This window comes from Vibrio sp. 1402 (assembly GCF_033340275.1).
The window spans coordinates 129971-144762 of the sequence record NZ_JAWOWE010000012.1 but is presented as its reverse complement, the minus strand read 5'-3'; the positions used below and the strand labels follow the sequence as shown (position 1 = coordinate 144762).

Sequence of the window (14792 nt, the reverse complement as noted above, 5' to 3'; positions counted from 1 at the left end):
CGCCTTACTGGATCTATGCGGTTACAGTTTTGCACCGCGATACGCGCAGTTCAGTAGTGTCATCAATGATCTGTTTGATGTGACTGAAAGTGAACAAGGCAGCACCATACTGGCGCTAAAGAAGCCTATCAGAACGAATGTTATTACAACGGGATGGCAAGATATCAGGTGTATTGTTCTGTCACTTCAGACAAAGCGGACGACACAAGCAATGCTGGTAAGAAAGTTGTCTGGTTACCCTTCTGGACACCCAATATTACAGGCTCTGACGGAGTATAATCGACTGGTTAAAGCGCAATATTTACTTGACTACATCGACGATGCCAGTTTGCGGCAGTATGTGCAACGTGCCCTGAACCGGGGAGAAGCATGGCACTTCCTTAGACGAGCCATTGCGTCGGTGAATGGTGATCAGTTCCGTGGCAAAAACGAGTCTGAAATCGCTATCTGGAATGAATGCGCAAGATTGCTTGCCAATGCGCTCATCTACTTCAACTCCGCGATACTGAGTCATCTTCTGGGACACTTTGAAGCGACAGGTGATGAAGAAAAAGCGGCTATCACTCGTGCTGTTTCGCCCGTTGCATGGCAAAATATCAACTTAAGCGGGACGTATAACTTCACCAATACCGGAAAATTGCCTGATATTAGTGAAATTACGAAGCCAATCGTGGATGATTAAGCTTGGAAACGAAAGTAACCCACAGCTGGAGGCTATATAATACAAAGCCTGTAGCATTCTATGTTACTTTAGAGGGGAAAATCCCTAGAACCCCTTCTTGGCTCATAGTTATTTCCAAGCTAAAGCTATGGATTTTATGAACGCGTCTGGGCGTAATAAGATGATTACAGGGTTGGAAAAATCAATAGAGTTGTTCAATGAGGTTGAGGACATCCTAAACCCAATCACAATGACTGTCGCAGCAAAGTATGGGTTAACCGAGGAAGTTATTGCAAATATTCAAAAACAGGCTCTGGAAGATGCGAAAACCGACCTTTAACAAACGACTATGGCGTCAATAACTAATTTTTAGCTATGTTCTAATCCTACATGATGCATCTCTTAGCATATCACAACCATCTTGCGAACACATGCAATAATAGCAAGCGTTTAAGGTTTCAAGATGCTTTTTCTAATCTGACAAAAACGTTTTAATACACAGCTCTAAAACATTTTTGTCCAGATACGTGTTCCAGCGGATGGTCAGACAACCAGTATGATACTTTTATAGTCAATTGTTGTGAGATTGAAACATGGTAGTACCAATTGGTATGAATCTTTATTTATGTCAGCGTGACATTTAGAACGGTACTGACAGGCTTACTTGAACATTTAGTATGAAACTTTATTTCTCTCCCAAATCTACGGGGACTTCAAACCATAAATATACACGGTATCCACCACCTAAACTACACCACAAGCCGCTGTTACGACACCAATAACCTTAACTACCTCACTCGCTTTAACTCGAATTAAGCGAGCTTCGCTCGCAAAGAATCAAGCTCCCTTTCGCGTCTTCGACGCTAACGAATAAGGGCTTCGCCCTAAATATTTCTACTCCTTGGTGGCTTCGCCACTGCTAAGACCCCCTGGAAAAAAGTTTGGCGTAGCCAAACATAGATATGGATAGATAAAGATAGAAATAAATCGATATGAATAGTATTTACCAATCTAAGAAGCGGCGAAGCCGCTGGTTCTCCCAGGGGGGAGAATGCTCAAGAGGCGGCGAAGCCGACCTTATAGTTACAGCACGTGCGGATGGAGCGAAGCGGTGGGGGAGAGGCACCAATGAGTACCTTAAAGTGTGGTGGATACCGTGTATAGTTGACTAATTTTTGTTCGATAGTGGTTCAAATGAGGTCCGATTTAGACCTCAATATTTGAAAACGAAGTATTAAGTTAAAGCTGATAATGGCCAAGCAAATGTACTCAATGAGTTGTCTGACTCTTTGATTTTCTCCACAAGGTCATCCGCTCCGACTTCAATACCACATTCATACAGTCCATAAACCTCTTTTACAAAGAAAGGTTCGTCCGAACTAGTGTCCTTTACCATTTTTCGATTAAGGCATTCATTAATAAATGTTCTAGAGACATGTAAGTTCTCAGGATGTTGCCTGTTCCAGGTATCGATCGTATGCATTCTGGAATCTTTGATATGAGCGAGGTGCTGACTAATTTGTCCTCCAATTATCGACACTATGACAGTAATCGAAAACAATATTACTTTTAGACTAAGACGGATCGCAGATTTCATGCAGTATTCCTATTATAGAGGGGGATTTATTCTGATTTGGTGCTTAACGAGGTTGTTTGTGAAAGCTCTATCAAGTTGTAGTTAGGTCATGACATAAAAGGAACACCAGCCTTTTCTAGGTCTTGCCATGTAAGGGGGGCGTTCTTCACTGTACGGGGTGTTTCAAAGTGAACATTTTCGGCTTCTGAAATAAACATTCCTCTATCAGGATTTAAAAGATCCATGATTAAAGTGCCATCGGGATGGACAATAAACTCCAATTGATATCCCTCCGGTACATTTGGCCATTTATAATCCTCAGGAATGATGCCTTTAAGCCTTTGCGAGACAATGGAGACTGTCAAAACTTCATCTTTATCAATTTTTATCATATCAATCATACTCTTCGTTAATATTTGTACCAAAGCTCATATGGAAACTAAGTTGATCAAATTATCAACTAGCTCAGCATGAGGTTTTCCTAACATACGTATTAAAATATATGGTAACATTAGTATTGTTTTTTATACGCGAATGACATCTATTATTCAATGTTTAGTCTAGACTGCCTAAGAATGGTTGAGGAAAAGCTAATGTTTAGAACAAAGTATTTACTGATAGCACTATCTTGTACTGCTTTGATTTGCCTGATTTTCTTTAATAGCGGAGCATACAAAGACAATTTCGAGGTGGTGGCCAAGGTATGTGGTCTACTATCACTAGCTAGCTGGCTAGAACGTACAAAGCAGATATAACAGATAGTCGTCATGTGGCCAAAACCTATACATCCATATCTACTTAAAAAGCATGCGTACAGGTGTGCTCTAGATCCATATCGACACACGTTGATGACACTCCAGAACTATGACGACCTGATAAACCTAGATCTGCAGGTGCTTGATACTCTCTATCAACTAGAACATTTGATAGTCAGTCATTTAGAAAAAATGACAAACCATCATATTAACTCAATTACTAGTGGTAAGTACCTTTTCGGCTTGAAACTAATAGAGGCGGCTATACACAGACTTCCAGTACCGACATTCGAAAATATTGAACTGACATCGCGATCAGATAACGGCGTAAGACAAATCCTCGCGATAAAAGTGTTGTAACTGAGAATATTTGAACTAGGAGACTCAAGATTGGAAAGCGCAGTAACTAAAACAAGATGTACTGCTAAGCGCAATACATCAACGAACATCGAAAGGGCATGCTCTGCTAGTTTAGAAGAATTACTTTCAACCTATAAATTAATTGAAAGTATGGGAAGGTATGATCCTCTCTGGATCTCTTTCGAAAGAAACAGAATTGAACAAATTTGCAAAGTTAAAGAATGGACTAGGGTTGGTTTAAAAGAGCTCAATTGTATTTTGTCTTTGAAAGATATGATTAAGCTCGCCAAGAAAGAACCTAACCTAACACCACTACTTGACAGGTTATCAGGGTGTTATCGCGTTAGAAGTACCAATACTTACATGGTAAGTACCTCAAGCGAACTCGATTTGTTGAAGATTGAATTTACAGCAGCAGCACGATTTACTGTCGCAAGTTGGATGTACATTGCATTTTCTACCCATTTTGAGGACGGAGTTGAGCTAGGTTGGTCAACCATTGATGCAATATTCGAATCTCAATCACTCCCTTCAACACATCCAGACACATGGACAATGGACAATTTCTTATACATCTAGGAGGTAATAATATGATGCATTACAAAGACTCTGTATTTTCACCAGAATGGGGGCAGTTCACCAGAAGAATAGTTATATTGGCATTTTCTCTAACAATTGTAGGTTTAGCTGCATGGCGATTCTCTCAATTAGAGTCTTTTAATCTGCTTTATATAGTAATTCTTCTTCTTGGTATCCTTATCCAGGGGCTATACCCAATTTATGCTGAACGCAAAGAATTGAGACGCAAGCTTTACAGAAGACACTTGAGTACACTTAATATTGATATTCTCGAGAAGTATTTAAATCAAGCTGAAAGCGATATAGAACGAGATTTGATAGAAGACACCATTTCAACAATACGTTATTGATTGGTGATTGAATGGATATCAAATTCGACACTACTGAAATCTATCACGAGAATCGACACCAAAACCTTATGCGTATAGTCAACCAAGACTACAACCGTAAGATTCAGAACTTATGTAGACATTTAGATATGCCTCACTTGGCCAGTTATCTCAGCCACAGATCCAAGCCTCAGAAGAACATCAGTCACAGACTAGCTAGAAACATAGAAACAAAGCTCGGTATGCCTATTGGACAACTTGATGAGGCCATTTCTACCATAAATGTAGACCCAACAATTGATGATAACCTCCCAATTGACAAGCTTGCCAGATCTAGGAATTTAGAGATCCTATTGACCCTTATAGGGAATGGCAATATTAGCAAATTGAACTCAGAGCTAGGTTGTCATTTGAACAATCATTTAGGGCCCAATAAATCCCGTATGCTAGGAAAAAAGTTAGCAACCAGAATTGAAACTAAACTAGGGCTACGCCCTGGCACCATGAGCGTGAAATGTACTTTCAATGATTTTCTACCATATTTAAACAGGGACCAATTGACTAGGCATATCGAGTCTAAACAAGAAGAGTATGATGAACGAATGTCAAAACGTAGAATAATAATTGAACAAAGGAATGATATCGTGAGCCAGATGTTGAAGAAGATAGCCAGCTTTCTGGAAGGCAGTGGTACACATGAAATATTAGAGGATTCTGATATTAGAAAGGTGTATATCCCTGTGCCAAACCACAAAAATGAACTCCCAATATTAGTTAGCTGCGAAACTAAGCCATCAAACAGATTCTTAATTTTATGCTCTAAAGGTATGACAGAGCGACACGATAAACTCACAAACATGATTTTAAGCGATAGGGATAAGTTTGAAACAGATGTCGGTGAAATGGACCATTATCCAAAAATCGCTGTAATAAACGCCTATGACCGAGAGTTGGCGATGCCATCGTTGAATAACCCAGAAATTACATTAATTATTAAAAAGGCTTTGTATCAGCTCAGTAATTTGACAGACGACTATTTGCTAGCAAAGTTTAAGTTAAAAACGGTATATAACGAACTAGTAACCGCACAACTCCAATACGTAAAGTCATTCAGTTCTGTGCAAATCATTAAAACAAAGGAGCTGTTACATCGAGGTTTTTCAATACCCAATATTAAGTTGCGTGGAACAAGGGAACTTAGCCACTCTTTACTAGTACCAGTTAGCAATAGCAAAGATACCTTAAGAGAAGTACGGGAGTTTGCAAAAGGAAGTGGTACTGACTTCGTATTGCCCATCTGTATAAATAATGGCAATGTGGTGTCAGACCAATTTGTGCCTACCAAGACCTGGCTGGCCAGCCACATATAGATACAAGCTTGATCATAACCATATAAAAACAAAAGATAATTGATACATACTTGGTAACATCTTAGTATGTGTCAATATGGTTTTTTTTTACGCAAAGTAGGAAGTATGTTGTTCTTTCTTGAAAAATTGGGGATCAAGGCAGCGATGCACTGTCGGCTCGTGAATGGTAATCAAGAGCATTTATTATGGGGACTGGATTGGAACTCGAAAAGAGCACTACTTGAGTCAAAAAATCGCTGGTTTTGGCTACCTTTACAAAATGTAGAAATATCGAATGTTACAAACATAGTCGATAAACTTTCGGAGTTTTACGCTTCACATGATGAAAAGATATTAGGTGTAAATTGGCTTGAAGGCACACTATTGATATCTAAAGATACTCACTTGGATTGGGTTACCGAAGAAGATCTCGAGCTTCCTTAAATCATAACCTAACTGTTTAAAGAAGGATTAATTTATGGCCACTGTTGCAGCATTACCTTTCCCTCAACTACCTGAGTTTTTTTCATTTTTCGCAACAAACCCCTACGGAATAGTAATTAGTTTACTATTAGGATTGATCATTAGTGGCGTTGTGTTGAGAGGACTAGTTGATCTGTTTAGAGGTCAACAAAAGTAATAGCTCAATTTTGTTTAGTTTTTAGATAATACAATTTAAGACTTATAACCTGATGAGAAGCGGCATGTTAGAAAGAACAATGGAAAGAGAGCTCATCTTTCATGGTACACGAGCTAAGGAGTTTGATAAATTTGAGTTAGGCATGCTAGGTACAGGCGAAGGCTGTAATGATGCTAATGGATTTTACTTCGTTTCTAATCTGAAAGGAGCATGCTATCACGCTGACTATAAAGCGAGGCAGGTAGGTAAACCTACCGTATATGTGTGCGCAATAAAGGAACAAGCTAAAGTAGTAACTATTGGTAAATCCATTTCTATGCACCCCAAATATCTACAGCAACATTGGGATAAATTACCAGTGTGGATATCAACTAAGAGGGGTAAAGAATGGTACTCAGAACTTGCAAAACCACCTGAAAATCGAATACACAATGACCTAATTGATTTGAATGAACGGAAACGTTGTCATATTTTGCGTGAAAACGGTATCGATATCTTAAAGGATTTTGAGAGTGGACAATTTGTAGACGGTGGGTATCATGGCCGTTCTCATTTAGTGTTAAATCCAGACTCTATTGATATAATTGAGACTTTAAATGTAGAAGAAATATATGATGAAATATCTGGGAGACCCAAATTTTACCACCTCCGTAAAGAGCCTTGTATATTTGGTAAATCAAATATTTTAAGCCGACTTTGCGAGTATGACTGAGTATATTTTGACCCGTTTAAATCTTTCAGATATTAAGTTTAACATAGACATTGTTCTAGCATACCCAGGTTAAATATCAAATTGAAAGGGCTGGTGGGTGTTTTATAACCAGCCTTTTTGATGAACAAATAATATTTAAAACTAGATATAACTAGTCATGAAATACAATTATTGTATTTCATGCATTGAATATTCCAAAACAATCCCCACCTTAATACTAATACTAACAATAAAACGGATATAATATGTTCGACTCACTTAAAAGCACCTTTCCCTGGTCTATTATAGCTATCGTTGCTGTATCTGGCTCTGGAGTCGTCGGTGCAAAACTATACAAAGAATATCTCAAAACTACCGGGCCAGCAGTTGTTCAAGGCATTTCCGACAACGAAGCGTACAAAGACTTTGTTGACTGCCTGACGGTGGTAGATTTAGAGCGTTCTAGCTTAATGGAAAAATGCGACAGTTTCTATTTAGAATACCTACCAGCTAAAACAGATCCGAGTTACAAGAAGAAGATCATAGAAGTTCAACAGCTAAAGCCAGAGTGGATTGAACAAACCTACCAGAAATTAACTTGGTTACGATCTGACTATGGACTTCCTGATTATCCACCACTGGAAGACTTATCCAATGGTCAATTGACTTCAGTAAGCAACTGATTTCAAACCTAACAGCACAAGGCAACTTTAAATGTTGCCTTTTTTTTATCTATATTCAAGTAATATTCCCTTACGCAGTCTAGCAGACTATGTAGAACCATGGGTTATTATGTGGGTTTTACTTTAGTAGCTCGCTTTGTTTTCGTTAAGCTAATCTTCGAATAATTCATATAAACTCAACAAACAAATAACACTGTATAAATAGACATGATTATAAAGTGTAGTATAATTTGAGTTATATTACACTTTTTGGCCGTTAAGGTTAGCGTTACAGGTGACAGCGTAACACTTTATTTTTGGAGGTGAACGTGGAGATTACTAAGCAAAATTTACCAATTCCTGCATCCGGATTAGAAAAGATTAAGGCATTAGAACTAGGCAATAACAAAGAAAAAGAAAATCTTTCACGATTTAAAATCCCTTTGCCTGAACTTGACGGTGCAATTGATCCTGATCACCCAAACCTAAAGACAATACTAGATAACATGGCCATATTCGAGGCTACACGTGGTGGTTTTTCGAAGGCAACACAAAAAAACATGTTTTCCGCTGTTCGCTCTTGGATAAGATTTACTGAGTATATTGAATTAGCCTACGCATTTCCTATACATCCAAGAATGTTTTACTACTGGATACTACACCTAAAAAATGAACAGAAAGTGTCTTATGCGACTCTAATGAGCCGAAAGAACCTCATAGCCATATTTTTGAATCAACTAGGATTCGCCAACGTAACTGAAGACAAGCTTATAAAAGACTTTTTCAGGGGTGTAAAAAAGGATATGGCAGAATCTGATTTATCAAAGGTAGAGCAAAAAGTTGCTTCACCATTCAGAGCAAGCGATTTGAACAGACAGATCGAAATAGTTGGGACACTTGAACAAGCTGGGCCAAAGCTTTTCAAAGACCTAGCATACATGACCATTGCATACTCTACTGCTCTTCGAGAAGAAGAGATCTTTACTTTAAAACGTAAAAACGTCATCATTTCTGGTGACACTGTCACTATAGTGAGGACAAAATCTAAGACATCTGCAGCGCCACCCAAAAAGTCTATCATTGGCAGGTATGCAGGGATCGTGAAGAAATATATTGAACTTGTAGAAAAAGGAGTTGAGCTTTACAACCATGTAACCCCTTCAAGTCCAGTCGAAGATCAGGAATATTATATTTTTGGTTGGATTCTGAAAAATGGACAGCTTAAGGACCCATTAAAACCTATGAATGGTGTATCCGTACTTAGATTGTTCCGTAAAGCATATGAACGACAAAGTGTATTTAAAGGTCGTTGTTGGTCAGGGCATTCGGGACGTTGTGGAGCGGTAGTTGATGGGCATGTCGTTCATAAGATGAATGCAGTCGACCTTATGTCTATTGGTGATTGGACAAATATGGGTACTGTTAAAAGATATCTGAGAGCTACCGGTCACCTAGAAGCTTCAAATATCGAACTACAAAAACACTAAATCAAAGCTATCTGACGCAGAATTCGTTCTTGGTCCAAATCTGGAAACGCAGTAGCGAAGTAGTGTTTAGTAGCCACTTCTAATTGGGCCATAAACTTTATCTTTTGGGCGATGTTTCCTGTAAGGCTTATTGTTTTACCGGAGATGATTGTGCTTACATAAATCGAGCTCTCTTTAAATCCTATAGACAATGGCCCAGTTTGTTGTTGGTGAAACTTTAACTTGAAATCAAGGCATTTAAGGTTTTGAAGAAATAGGGAATAAGCTTGAATAAGTTCAGTGTGAGAAAAGGCAACTGAGATTTTGTTGTTCCAATCACTTGAGCGACCGTTATGTTCTGGGCAAATGTCTACAACAATTGAAATTAGGTTGTTAGCTATGTTTCCTAATCGAATCACCGCTGCACAATTTAATGACTTGTTATAGAGATTAATTTGACTATTTGGGTGGAAGTAAGCGTTTGATTTTGTGGCAGAAGGTTGCACTGATTGTGACTTGCCGCCAACTTCAGATAGACGAACGTCCTGCTTTTGTTGATTAAAGGCGTTCAAACAGACATCATTGCTTGGCAAAGTTGTACTTTGTGGGCTTAGGTGTTTATCGTGTACATTAACAATTCGATCTGAGGTTTTTTCTGATACTACATCCTGATGATTCAGATCATCTGTTATGTCAGAAAACTCGTTGTCTGGTTGAAATTCCCATGAATTTACACTCATATCGCCCCCAAAGTAGTACGTTAGTTGTCAAAAAAATGGCAAATACCCTTGTTTATGTATATCTTATATTGATACATAAGCAAGATTTATAAAGACTGGACTGGTTCCTGGTGAAGCAAAGAGGAGTTACCTTTGCCATCAATAGAACCGATGGGCACAAGCTTAAAACAAAAAATATATGAACCCAATCTCTCTAAAGACATTACCAAATTTTACAAGCTATGTGCTTTCTATTTCAGAGTACTTGCTCTTAAATGTTCTTGAAAACGACAAGAAAATCATAAAGAAAATTCAAAGCGGTGATGAGCTACCTCTACCTGAAATTAAAAACTCTTTAGATCAACGATTTGAAGATCTAAAGTTAGAAATATTTGACTATGAAATCCTTAAGTCAATCGCTATGAATTATCCTCATGACCACTACGCTGAAAAAATCGTGTCTTGTAACTATGACTATCATATGACAATGACCTGGTTCAAGAAGGCTATTCTTCAGTCATCTGTTAGACCACTTGCCTTTGCACAGCTTGAGTTAGGCTAAAAAATGGATTTAGAAAAACTCAAAGTGTCAGTTGAAAAGTTCTCAAGTCAGAACTTTCAAAAACAACAAGATATTCTCCAACTACAAAATAGAATGATCGGCACCATTCTACAAATCAGACTAAGTGCAATACCACCAGCTCGAAGAAGTGAATTCGATAATACCAGTTTTACAAATTTGCCAAGTTTGCTAACAAAATGGCAAGTTAATCCAAATGCTGTACAAGATATCAATTTCTTTCTGAATGAATTTGAGACAAAGTTTGGCAGGAGATTTGACCATATTAGCTTGAAGAGTGTTGAGAAAGCTAATGTACTTGAACCTAGTCAACAAACAATAAATCAGAGGCTAGAATCTTGTATAACTGGACCAGTAAATGAAAAGGACGCCATTGGTATCAAACAACAGCGTCCTGATAATGACTTCGACTTTTCTCGCTAGTAGAGCCCTTCCATAAATGCCTCATCATCAAGACATGCTCTTTCAATTTCCAAGAACTCTTCCATTTTACGTAAGTAATAGGACTGCTCTTCGAAAGTGATTTCATCAAACAAAAATTGATATCCGCTCATAGGTGTAGATGAAACTATTTTAGAGAGAAAGTGCTTTGACTGTTTAGTAAAGCCAGGAGAAACAATAAGCGCCGAAACATTGTTGGCTCTAATTGTTAGAAGTTGAGTTTGGCTAATAATTTCATGTTCTGCGTCTAGCCAACCTCGAGCTACCTTTAACTTTTTCTCTAAAAGCCTAGCGCTACGGTCTGAAACATAGCTTTCTTTTGAATTAAGCCTAACGTCACGATGATTAATACCTAACCGTGAAACTAATTCAAGATTAGCCTCACGATTGATTAAATATGCCGCACCACCTTCATTCTGTTTTGTAGCGAATATGTCGGAGAACAGTTCGCTGTAATGATTCTTATCCATAAATACTTTCTTATTTTTGAGAATAGACGCAAATAATCATGTGACTTGTATCTAAACATTAACTGCCGTTATGTCTAATTTTTACCCATGAAGAGTGAAACTTAAATAAATTTTCATCATTTGTTGCATATGTGTGAGCTATATCCCTATTTGTAGGTCGCATTACGCAAATATTTCTACAATTTGTTGAGTAATTAGTCTATTGAACCGATATCACTTCTGAGACTAGCAAATTGAAACTAACATTTGACTCAATAATAAGCCTATGCTAGCAGCTTTTGCTATTGTATTTTAGACAAAAATGGCATAGATTTATGCTATTATTTGCTATTAGACATCTTATTGTGTTCGAACTAATTAAAGAAAAAATATTGGGTTTGGCTTCCATACTCATCACTTCTTTCGCTGCTACATATTATTTGTCCGCGAGTTATACATTCGGTGTTTTCACGAGTGCCTTATTTGGCATCGCATATTTGTACTTTATGCAACGGCAACAACAACAATCGGTTAGAAGAAAGGAAGCACAAGCGAAGATACGTGGGTTTGGTTATACAAACTCAATTTCCTCTCAGATGGAAAGACCCTCTAATGCGAGTAGATCTCAAAGTTCTCCGACTCTGAATGAACAAAACCCATTTAACTTCTCTGAAGAAGAAGTTCAGGCTTTCAAATTATTAGGGCTACCTATTACGTCCCTCAATATTTCTGAAATCAAGAAAGCCTTCCATCAAAAAGTTAGGTATTACCACCCAGACATTAACCAAAACATCAGTACGGATGAATCAATCATCACTGTTTCAAATCTGAATACAGCTAAAACACTTTGCATCAATGCAACGAAGAGGAAACAAAATGAACGTCTTTAAGCTTTCTAGCATAGCATTCGCTTCTACTCTACTTCTTGGGTGCGCAACTAATGAAGTCAAAGATTTAAGGCACTTAGAAAAGAGCCCTGAAGAAAGGGCTTTTGGCGATCTTGAGCCATATGCAGTTGAAATGCTTGACGAGCTCCGATTGTTAGCAAAAACGAGAAGTGCACATGCACAAGCACTTAAAGGCCCTGAGCAGAGAAGGCAGGAGCGCATGCTCTCTACAATGCTGTTACCTGGTTTTGAAAAGGTTGTTGACTGGAATTGTGATTGTGAAGTCGAAACTGCCGTAAAAGGTATTGCTGAGACAGTAGGTTATGGTTCTGATCGAGTATTTACTTATGGCCAAAAACCACCTGGTGGCGTGTTTGTAAGTATTAAACTGAAGGATCAACCAATAAACGACGCAATAAAGATTATTGACTCTGAAAAGGGTGCCCAGGTAGACATCATGGTCGATAACCGACTTAAGACGATTGTCGTTAAATACTTGGAGACAAAAGCGTGAGAACCAATACTGCTATTTGTTTAATTGCTAGTCTATTTTTCAGTGTTACCACTTTGGCAGATGAATCTAAGCGCACCTATTACAGCTTAAGTGAACTAAAAGATGTAAAGGTTAGACAACAACTAGTAAGCGATGGTGAAGAGGCACTCAGAATTGAGTCGATCCGCGAAAGAGCTGAAGAAGTTGGCAGTGCGAATGGTTATATAGCTACGATGGAGCGCTTAACAGATGTAGTGGATAGCAAGTCTCACCTCTTTGACCGCTTGCTACCTTTCGAGCATCTCATTAACGCTTCTGCAAATCTAAGTTCAGGTGAAGCCAAGTACCTTCGTCCAGGTATGGTAGACAAAGTAGAAGCTCATGCCGCGATAACGCGAGACACAAAAGCTACGATTATCAGGACCGATAATCTTGTCTATCGATTGAGAGAACAACCTAAGCCTGTGTTGAGGAAACCGCATTGGTCTGACTATCTCTACGACAAAAATTCACTTACTCCGACCACATTAATTGACGAACTTTTACCTAGAAATTCAGAAGAATTGGAGATCTTCAACTCAGCTCTTGATGAGGGATGGGCCATGGGCTCAGAACAAGCAATTGCTGAGATGAGAACTCGTGTAATTAATGCTTTTATTGACGCAACAGCCATGATCCGTTACGTGAATTTAGTTGAGTCCGGATATATAGAAAAGCCAGATATGATTATTGAAAATGTAGGAATTACGGTACAAGGAGACCAATTAGGTTTAGGCACTCAGTTCATATCTTTGAGTGGTGAGGCAGTTTGGCAGACAAACTCTGATCTCTATTCTTCACCAGTAATAAAAGACCCTAGGGGCTCTGTACGTAGGGATGCTGTTTCTAAAGTAGAAACTGAAGGCCTTACTCACGACCAAATTAAATCCATTCTCGTTGAAGAGTGACACCTACCATGAATGATATTCCATTAATACCTGTTTCAAGCGAAATGACACAAGTAGATATCGAAACTGTCATATGGAAAGCAATTGAGTACGGTGCTTCAGACATTTTAATAGACTGTAACTATCGAATCAGAATCGATGTAAACGGGCAAATCAGGGAAATCACTGATAAACAAATGCAACCTAACGCATGCCGTAATATTCTTGAATATATGCTCGGCACCAAAAAATCGCTGATTAACAATGTTAATGCAGCTACTCCTACGTTTTTTGCATTCGTTACCAAAAACCCCAATGATCAATCTCAGATTAGGAGTTTCCGCATTGCAGCTATTACCTCAAGGTCACTTGAATATGGAAAGACCTATAAGATGGTTGGTAGGTTGAACCCTAAAACACCAAAGGACGCAGAATCTTTGGGTATAGAGCCGGAGCTAGTCAATCTTGTAAAGCATAACCGTAAAGGTATTCTTATGTTTGTGGGAGGGGTAGGCACAGGCAAAACAACTACTATGGCCGGAATTGTAACTTCAGTGCTAAAAACTCCCAGCCTTGGTAAGCATATCTTAGTTTTTGAGGACCCACCTGAAATTAATTATGAGGGAGTAAAGATTGCTCCTGGTAACAGTATTTCAGTTCATGAAGTAGGTTCAGTTGAAACAGACTCCGATGTTCAAAGTTTTAATCAAGGCCTTGAAGCTGCTCTTCGTCTTCGTCCAGATATCATCGTTCAGGGCGAAATACGAAGTAAAGAATCAATCGAAAACGCATTTAACGCTTCTAACACTGGCAACTTCTTGATGGCTACAATACATGCAAACTCTTGCGAGACAGCGATGAGCCGCATCTACAATATGATAGATGGAGAGAATAAGCTGGCTGTATTAGCTGGTTTTATTAGTCAACTCTCTGGCATTGTCGCTCAGATACTAGTTAGAACTCTCGACGGTGAAAGGATTGCTGTTAGAGAAACCCTATATCTAACTGAAGAAATCAGAGAAGAAATGCTGAAGTGTAAATCTGACACAGAGATATCTGTAGTAGTAAGAAGGCACCTAAAGGAACAAGAGCTTACCTTTTCTCAACAAATCGCAAACCTATATCACAACAGTGAAATTGGGCCAGAATATCTCCTTATGGAATCAGAATAATGGAATATAAACCGAAGCTGGATAGAAAAGCGGTACAAAATGCGATGAAAAGACCAC

Annotated in this window: 19 protein-coding genes; 15 read left to right on the top strand and 4 right to left on the bottom strand. The window is 38.5% G+C overall.

Features of this window, described 5'->3' with window-relative positions:
- The coding region (locus R7044_RS19695) for a Tn3 family transposase (protein WP_206971551.1) at positions 1–682 on the top strand (682 nt) is incomplete at its 5' end.
- A gap of 127 nt (positions 683–809) precedes the next feature.
- Positions 810–1001, top strand: coding sequence for a hypothetical protein (locus R7044_RS19690; protein WP_225455764.1), 192 nt, complete (start codon positions 810–812; stop codon positions 999–1001).
- An 894-nt stretch (positions 1002–1895) separates the two neighbouring features.
- On the opposite strand, the gene R7044_RS19685 is transcribed toward R7044_RS19690, so the two are convergent.
- Positions 1896–2258 (bottom strand): hypothetical protein, encoded by a 363-nt coding sequence (locus tag R7044_RS19685; RefSeq protein WP_025634091.1) that lies wholly within the window; start codon positions 2256–2258, stop codon positions 1896–1898.
- Between the two features lie 86 nt (positions 2259–2344).
- A complete protein-coding gene (locus tag R7044_RS19680; protein WP_025634094.1) occupies positions 2345–2638 on the bottom strand; it encodes a hypothetical protein in 294 nt (97 codons plus the stop codon).
- 744 nt (positions 2639–3382) lie between these two features.
- Between R7044_RS19680 and R7044_RS19675 the strand changes: the two genes are divergently transcribed.
- From R7044_RS19675 to R7044_RS19645, 7 genes are all read left to right on the top strand, one after another.
- Complete coding sequence (locus R7044_RS19675; protein ID WP_025634097.1) at positions 3383–3931, top strand: hypothetical protein; 549 nt, start codon at positions 3383–3385, stop codon at positions 3929–3931.
- An 11-nt stretch (positions 3932–3942) separates the two neighbouring features.
- Entirely contained in the window at positions 3943–4281 is a 339-nt protein-coding gene (locus R7044_RS19670; RefSeq protein WP_025634098.1) for a hypothetical protein, read from the top strand.
- Between the two features lie 11 nt (positions 4282–4292).
- On the top strand, positions 4293–5630 hold the full coding sequence (locus tag R7044_RS19665; RefSeq protein ID WP_025634099.1) for a hypothetical protein: 1338 nt from the start codon (positions 4293–4295) through the stop codon (positions 5628–5630).
- 105 nt (positions 5631–5735) lie between these two features.
- Positions 5736–6053, top strand: a complete 318-nt coding sequence (locus R7044_RS19660) for a hypothetical protein (protein ID WP_025634101.1) — start codon at positions 5736–5738, stop codon at positions 6051–6053.
- 260 nt (positions 6054–6313) lie between these two features.
- A complete protein-coding gene (locus R7044_RS19655; RefSeq protein ID WP_042776360.1) occupies positions 6314–6961 on the top strand; it encodes a hypothetical protein in 648 nt (215 codons plus the stop codon).
- Between the two features lie 245 nt (positions 6962–7206).
- Positions 7207–7623, top strand: a complete 417-nt coding sequence (locus R7044_RS19650; protein WP_025634104.1) for a hypothetical protein — start codon at positions 7207–7209, stop codon at positions 7621–7623.
- Between the two features lie 308 nt (positions 7624–7931).
- Entirely contained in the window at positions 7932–9089 is a 1158-nt protein-coding gene (locus R7044_RS19645) for a tyrosine-type recombinase/integrase (protein ID WP_025634105.1), read from the top strand.
- Here R7044_RS19645 and R7044_RS19640 read toward each other — a convergent pair.
- Positions 9086–9808: a hypothetical protein gene (locus R7044_RS19640; protein ID WP_025634107.1), complete on the bottom strand. Its 723-nt coding sequence runs from the start codon at positions 9806–9808 to the stop codon at positions 9086–9088. The genes R7044_RS19645 and R7044_RS19640 overlap by 4 nt on opposite strands.
- Before the next feature lie 178 nt (positions 9809–9986).
- Between R7044_RS19640 and R7044_RS19635 the strand changes: the two genes are divergently transcribed.
- Together R7044_RS19635 and R7044_RS19630 are read left to right on the top strand one after the other, a co-directional pair.
- On the top strand, positions 9987–10349 hold the full coding sequence (locus R7044_RS19635) for a hypothetical protein (protein WP_025634109.1): 363 nt from the start codon (positions 9987–9989) through the stop codon (positions 10347–10349).
- A 3-nt stretch (positions 10350–10352) separates the two neighbouring features.
- Positions 10353–10790 (top strand): hypothetical protein, encoded by a 438-nt coding sequence (locus R7044_RS19630; RefSeq protein WP_025634110.1) that lies wholly within the window; start codon positions 10353–10355, stop codon positions 10788–10790.
- Here the strand turns inward: R7044_RS19630 and R7044_RS19625 are convergent.
- Positions 10787–11278 carry a hypothetical protein gene (locus tag R7044_RS19625; RefSeq protein ID WP_025634112.1) on the bottom strand — a complete coding sequence of 164 codons (492 nt, stop codon included), beginning with the start codon at positions 11276–11278 and terminating at the stop codon, positions 10787–10789. The two genes, R7044_RS19630 and R7044_RS19625, sit on opposite strands and share 4 nt — an antisense overlap.
- A gap of 314 nt (positions 11279–11592) precedes the next feature.
- Here R7044_RS19625 and R7044_RS19620 point away from each other — a divergent pair, with 314 nt between their 5' ends.
- The 4 genes from R7044_RS19620 to R7044_RS19605 are packed head-to-tail and all read left to right on the top strand — an operon-like array spanning position 11593 to position 14735.
- Positions 11593–12147, top strand: coding sequence for a J domain-containing protein (locus tag R7044_RS19620; RefSeq protein ID WP_025634113.1), 555 nt, complete (start codon positions 11593–11595; stop codon positions 12145–12147).
- On the top strand, positions 12134–12658 hold the full coding sequence (locus tag R7044_RS19615; RefSeq protein ID WP_077202328.1) for a hypothetical protein: 525 nt from the start codon (positions 12134–12136) through the stop codon (positions 12656–12658). Before R7044_RS19620 ends, R7044_RS19615 begins: the two co-directional genes overlap by 14 nt.
- Positions 12655–13584: a type IV secretory system conjugative DNA transfer family protein gene (locus R7044_RS19610; RefSeq protein ID WP_025634116.1), complete on the top strand. Its 930-nt coding sequence runs from the start codon at positions 12655–12657 to the stop codon at positions 13582–13584. The genes R7044_RS19615 and R7044_RS19610 overlap by 4 nt, the downstream gene beginning before the upstream one ends.
- Positions 13585–13592: 8 nt before the next feature.
- Positions 13593–14735, top strand: coding sequence for an ATPase, T2SS/T4P/T4SS family (locus R7044_RS19605; protein WP_025634117.1), 1143 nt, complete (start codon positions 13593–13595; stop codon positions 14733–14735).
- Positions 14736–14792: the final 57 nt, after the last annotated feature.

Coding starts and splice junctions, on each gene's coding strand:
- R7044_RS19620 (WP_025634113.1), top strand. CDS start 11,593: ATGCTATTATTTGCTATTAGACATCTTATTGTGTTCGAACTAATTAAA.
- R7044_RS19685 (WP_025634091.1), bottom strand. CDS start 2,258: ATGAAATCTGCGATCCGTCTTAGTCTAAAAGTAATATTGTTTTCGATT.
- R7044_RS19640 (WP_025634107.1), bottom strand. CDS start 9,808: ATGAGTGTAAATTCATGGGAATTTCAACCAGACAACGAGTTTTCTGAC.
- R7044_RS19670 (WP_025634098.1), top strand. CDS start 3,943: ATGATGCATTACAAAGACTCTGTATTTTCACCAGAATGGGGGCAGTTC.
- R7044_RS19625 (WP_025634112.1), bottom strand. CDS start 11,278: ATGGATAAGAATCATTACAGCGAACTGTTCTCCGACATATTCGCTACA.
- R7044_RS19635 (WP_025634109.1), top strand. CDS start 9,987: ATGAACCCAATCTCTCTAAAGACATTACCAAATTTTACAAGCTATGTG.
- R7044_RS19690 (WP_225455764.1), top strand. CDS start 810: ATGGATTTTATGAACGCGTCTGGGCGTAATAAGATGATTACAGGGTTG.
- R7044_RS19650 (WP_025634104.1), top strand. CDS start 7,207: ATGTTCGACTCACTTAAAAGCACCTTTCCCTGGTCTATTATAGCTATC.
- R7044_RS19615 (WP_077202328.1), top strand. CDS start 12,134: ATGAACGTCTTTAAGCTTTCTAGCATAGCATTCGCTTCTACTCTACTT.
- R7044_RS19660 (WP_025634101.1), top strand. CDS start 5,736: ATGTTGTTCTTTCTTGAAAAATTGGGGATCAAGGCAGCGATGCACTGT.
- R7044_RS19665 (WP_025634099.1), top strand. CDS start 4,293: ATGGATATCAAATTCGACACTACTGAAATCTATCACGAGAATCGACAC.
- R7044_RS19630 (WP_025634110.1), top strand. CDS start 10,353: ATGGATTTAGAAAAACTCAAAGTGTCAGTTGAAAAGTTCTCAAGTCAG.
- R7044_RS19680 (WP_025634094.1), bottom strand. CDS start 2,638: ATGATTGATATGATAAAAATTGATAAAGATGAAGTTTTGACAGTCTCC.
- R7044_RS19655 (WP_042776360.1), top strand. CDS start 6,314: ATGTTAGAAAGAACAATGGAAAGAGAGCTCATCTTTCATGGTACACGA.
- R7044_RS19605 (WP_025634117.1), top strand. CDS start 13,593: ATGAATGATATTCCATTAATACCTGTTTCAAGCGAAATGACACAAGTA.